The following is a 4,584-nucleotide window of genomic DNA, read 5'->3' as shown; positions in this document are numbered from 1 at the left end:
GCCGTGACGGGGGCCGGGGCGGCGCTCGCGCCGCCGGCGGCGATGAGGGGCAGGGCGACGCCGGCGCCACCGGCGCCCAGCATCAGGGAAATGCGGGAGATACGACTGACGCGCTGACGACGGTGACGACCGCGTGCGGGCATGGGTGTGCTCCTCTCCGACGCCTACGAGGTGAGCTGTCGGGTTCGGGCCGGAAAGGTGCCCGGTCGTCGTCCGGTCGGGACGGGAGGTCCCGGCCGGACGGGCGACTTCACCCCAAGCCGGTCGCTGACCGGCACAAAGTGGGTCCCCCGCTCCTGTCGTACGGATGGTGCAGCGGTGGCTCCGCGAACGGTGACAGGACTCGGCGTGCCGTTCGTGGCGCGACGCGGAGTGCGACGCGGCCTGAACGTTAAGCGGATGGTCCGTTCGGAAACAAGGCGGCAAGCGGAAGTGCGGCCCGGGAGGGGCCGATCGGGATGTGTCCCACCTTGTCCGGGTAACGGCATGTGGCCGGCTATTATCACAGGGTAATAACAGCCGATCTTGCGTTTTTCCCAACTGGGCTCATCCAAAGGCCACTTGGCGAACCCCGCCGACATCACCCCTGACACGCCGTCGGAGAATGCAGGGTAAACGGTGACATCCGTCACCAACCCCCGCTCGGGGAAGTGAAATTGCAGGTGATGTAACCAATGCCCGATTTGCGAAAGATGTCTTCGCCGGTGGTGGTGGACCCCTCCCCCGAGTGGTCACGGATGGGCACGGACCTGGTCGAGGAGGTGAGCCGGCGGCTGGGACCGGCCGCGACCCGGGTGGCCCACATCGGCAGCACCGCCATCCCCGGCATGGCCGCCAAACCGGTGATCGACCTGCAGGTCGGCACGGAACTGTCCCTCGACGCGGCCGAGGAGGCGTTCTCCGCGCCCCTGGCCGAGCTGGGCTTCGTCCTCTCCCCCCACCGCCGGGACCACGTGCCCGCCGGCCGGGACGAGGAGCCGGAACCGTGGGCCAAGCGCCTGTGGTGGCGACGCGGCCACACCGACGCCGACGCCAACCTCCACCTGCGCCGCGAGGGTTCGCCCAACCTCCGGCTGGCGCTGCTGTTCCGGGACTGGTTCCGGGCCCACCCGGAGGCCGTGCCGGGGTACGCCACCTTCAAACGCGTCCTCGCCCGGCACGTCGTCCACGACACCGCCGACGCCGACGGCCTGGCCGCCTACACCGACATCAAGGACCCCGTGGTGGACGTCCTGGCGGAGATCGCGGAGGGCTGGGCCGCCCGCACCGGCTGGCAACTCCCGGAGAACTGACCACCCGTCCGTCCGGTGACCCCCCGGGGGCCCTTCGTCGGGATTCCCCGGGACCTCCGGCGGGCCCCGGGCCGCGGTCGTCCGGACCGTTGGTCCCTCCGCCCGTTCGGACCCGGGCCCGAACGGCGGGGCGCGCGACGGTCCACACCGTCGCGCGCCCCGAACATCACGCCCCGAACACGGCGTCAGGAACCGCCGGGGAGCCCTCCCGGCCCCCGCCCCCCGGGCGGACCGTCGAGGTCCTCGATCCGGGCGATCGACGGCCCCCGGGTGCGGCGCAGCGCGCGGGCGGTGGACTCGGCGTCCCCCAGCACCCGCAGGGCGTTCTCCCGGGTCAGCTTGGCCAGGTCCCGGTCCGACCATCCCCGGCGCATCAGCTCCGCGATCAGCACCGGGTACCCGGCGACGCTCTCCAGACCCCGGGGCAGGAACCCCGTGCCGTCGTAGTCGCCGCCGATGCCCACGTGGTCCACGCCGGCGACCTCCCGCATGTGGTCCAGGTGGTCGGCGACGGTGGCCGCGGTCGCGATCGGGCGCGGATCCCGGGCCTCGAACTCCCGGTGCACCCGCATCGCCGCCGGGGAGGTGTCCAACGGGTCCAGGCCGGCGGCCCGGAGGTTGGCGTCCGCCCGCTCGGTCCAGGCCCCCGCCTCCGGCAGGACGAACTTGGGCACGAAGGTCGCCATCGCCACCCCACCGTTGACCCGCAGCGCGGCCAGCACGTCGTCGGGCACGTTGCGGGGGTGGTCGCACACCGCCCGGGCCGAGGAGTGGGAGAAGATCACCGGTGCCCCGCTGACCCGCAGCGCGTCCCGCATCGTGGTCGCCGCGACGTGCGAGAGGTCCACCAGCATCCCGAGCCGGTTCATCTCCCGCACGACCTCCTCGCCGAAGGCCGACAGGCCGTCGTGACGCGGGGCGTCGGTGGCCGAGTCGGCCCAGTCGATGGTGTCGTTGTGGGTGAGCGTCATGTACCGCACGCCCAGCCGGTGGAAGGCGCGCAGCGTCGCCAGGGAGTTCGCGATCGAGTGCCCGCCCTCGGCGCCCATCAGGGAGGCGATCCGCCCCTCGGCCAGGGCCGCCTCCACGTCCGCGACGCACACCGCCGGTCGGAACGTCTCCGGGTACCGGTCGATCATCAGGCGCACCGCGTCGATCTGCTCCAGGCAGGCGGACACCGCGCGGTCCCCGGCGAGATCGGCGCGCACGTACACCGACCAGAACTGCGCCCCGACGCCCCCGGCCCGCAGCCGGGGGATGTCGGTGTGCAGGTGGTGCGAGCGGTCCGTCGCCAGGTCGCACCGGTCCAGGTCGTAACCGACCTGCTCGCGCAGCGCCCACGGCAGGTCGTTGTGGCCGTCCAGCACGGGGTGGCGGGCCAGCAGCGCCCGCGCCCGGCCGAGGTCGGCGTCGGCGTGGGCCGACCCGGACTCCGCGGGACCGGCCGGCCCGGCGCTCACCCGGCCGCGCCGAAGCCGAAGCCGGTGTCCCCGGAGATCCGGGCGCGCAGCGAGCGGCCCTTGTGCTCGGCCTGCTCGCGCAGCCGCCCCTGGAAGTCGCCCATCCGCTCCAGCAGGGCGGGGTCGGCGGCGGCCAGGATCCGGACGGCCAGCAGACCCGCGTTGCGCGCCCCGCCCACCGAGACGGTCGCCACCGGGACACCGGCGGGCATCTGCACGATGGACAGCAGGGAGTCCATGCCGTCCAGGTGCTTGAGGGGGACGGGGACGCCGATCACCGGCAGGGGCGTCACGGAGGCGAGCATCCCCGGCAGGTGGGCCGCGCCGCCGGCGCCGGCGACGATCACCCGCAGACCGCGCCCGGCGGCCCGCTCCCCGTAGGCGATCATCTCGTGCGGCATCCGGTGGGCGGAGACCACGTCCACCTCGTGCGGGACACCGAACTCCTCCAGCGCCTTCGCCGCGGCCTCCATGACCGGCCAGTCGCTGTCGGAGCCCATCACGATCCCCACCAGGGGGGCGGCGTCGGCGGGAGGCACGGGGGCGTCGGCGTTCTCGGTGCTCTCGGGGGCGTCGCTCATTCGGTGATCGTTCCTCGCAGGTAGTCGGCGGCGTGCCGGGCGCGTTCGCGCACCTCGGCCAGGTCGGAGCCGTACGCGGTGACGTGCCCCACCTTGCGGCCGGGCTTCACCTCCTTGCCGTACATGCTCACGCACAGCCCGGGGTCGCGGGCCATGCAGTGCAGGTACCCCTGGTACATGTCGGGGTAGTCGCCGCCCAGCACGTTGGCCATGACCGTCCAGGGGGCACGCGGACGCGGGTCGCCCAGCGGCAGGTCCAGCACGGCGCGCAGGTGGTTGGCGAACTGCGAGGTGACCGCGCCCTCGCGGCTCCAGTGGCCGGAGTTGTGCGGGCGCATCGCCAGTTCGTTGACCAGCACCCGCCCGTCGGCGGTCTCGAACAGTTCGACGGCGAGGTGACCCACCACGTCCAGTTCGGCGGCGATCCGCAGCGCCAGGGCCTGGGCGTCCAGGGCCCGCTCCCCGGGCAGGTCGGGGGCGGGCGCGATGACGGTGTCGCACACCCCGTCGATCTGGATGGACTCCACCACCGGGTAGGCGACGGCCTGCCCGTGAGGGGAGCGGACGACGTTGGCGGCCAGTTCGCGGACGAAGGGCACCTTCTCCTCGGCCAGGACCGGGACGCCCGCGCGGAAGGGCTCGGCGGCCTCCCCGACGGTGCGCACCACCCACACGCCCTTGCCGTCGTACCCGCCGCGCACGGTCTTGAGCACCACCGGCACCGCGAGGGCGTCGCCGTCACCCGCGGCGGGTTCGTTCGGCCCCTCGGCGACCTCCGCGGCGAAGCGGGCCACGTCGGCCGGGTCGGCGACGATCCGGTGCCGGGGACAGGGCACGCCGAGCGCGGAGAGCCGGGCGCGCATGACGCCCTTGTCCCGGGCGTGCTCCAGGGCGTCCGGGCCGGGGCGGATCACCACCCCCTCCTCGCGGAGCGCCCGCAGGTGCTCCAACGGCACGTGCTCGTGGTCGAAGGTGATCACGTCGCACCCGAGCGCGAAGTCACGCAGCGTGTCGAAATCGCGGTAATCGCCGATCACCGGATCGCGCACCACGAGCGCGGCGGAGTCCCGGGGGGTGTCGCTGAGAAGCCTGAAATCGATGCCGAGCGGGATGCCCGCCTCGTGGGTCATACGGGCGAGCTGGCCACCGCCGACCATGCCGACTACGGGGAATGTCACGGACTCAGCGTAGCGGCCCTCCCGACGCCCGCCGGAGACGGCCGGCCCCGGAACCGGGGCCCCCGGGGGCGGG

General features: G+C 73.6%; 4 protein-coding genes and 1 riboswitch. Of the genes, 1 reads left to right on the top strand and 3 read right to left on the bottom strand.

Translation table 11 applies throughout. The features are described 5' to 3' along the window. Positions 1 to 146: 146 nt before the first annotated feature. A riboswitch (cyclic di-AMP (ydaO/yuaA leader) is annotated at positions 147 to 325 on the bottom strand. 349 nt (positions 326 to 674) lie between these two features. Then, on the top strand, positions 675 to 1,292 hold the full coding sequence (locus FOE67_RS17365; RefSeq protein WP_228473984.1) for a GrpB family protein: 618 nt from the start codon (positions 675 to 677) through the stop codon (positions 1,290 to 1,292). A gap of 185 nt (positions 1,293 to 1,477) precedes the next feature. On the opposite strand, the gene FOE67_RS17360 is transcribed toward FOE67_RS17365, so the two are convergent. From FOE67_RS17360 to FOE67_RS17350, 3 genes are all read right to left on the bottom strand, one after another. After that, the gene (locus FOE67_RS17360) at positions 1,478 to 2,677 is read right to left on the bottom strand and encodes a dipeptidase (RefSeq protein WP_194444385.1); all 1,200 of its coding nucleotides are present in this window, start codon (positions 2,675 to 2,677) and stop codon (positions 1,478 to 1,480) included. A gap of 71 nt (positions 2,678 to 2,748) precedes the next feature. Beyond that, positions 2,749 to 3,333 (bottom strand): 5-(carboxyamino)imidazole ribonucleotide mutase, encoded by a 585-nt coding sequence (purE, locus tag FOE67_RS17355; RefSeq protein ID WP_182665320.1) that lies wholly within the window; start codon positions 3,331 to 3,333, stop codon positions 2,749 to 2,751. Continuing rightward, the gene (locus FOE67_RS17350; RefSeq protein WP_182665317.1) at positions 3,330 to 4,511 is read right to left on the bottom strand and encodes a 5-(carboxyamino)imidazole ribonucleotide synthase; all 1,182 of its coding nucleotides are present in this window, start codon (positions 4,509 to 4,511) and stop codon (positions 3,330 to 3,332) included. Before FOE67_RS17350 ends, purE begins: the two co-directional genes overlap by 4 nt. Positions 4,512 to 4,584: the final 73 nt, after the last annotated feature.

The organism is Streptomyces calidiresistens, from assembly GCF_014141525.1.
Lineage (GTDB): Bacteria > Actinomycetota > Actinomycetes > Streptomycetales > Streptomycetaceae > Streptomyces > Streptomyces calidiresistens.
The sequence above is the reverse complement of the archived record's forward strand: the minus strand, read 5'-3'. Positions and strand labels throughout refer to the sequence as shown.

What these genes read in the sequence shown, in the direction of transcription:
- purE (WP_182665320.1), bottom strand. Translation starts at nt 3,333, where the DNA reads ATGAGCGACGCCCCCGAGAGCACCGAGAACGCCGACGCCCCCGTGCCT.
- FOE67_RS17365 (WP_228473984.1), top strand. Translation starts at nt 675, where the DNA reads ATGCCCGATTTGCGAAAGATGTCTTCGCCGGTGGTGGTGGACCCCTCC.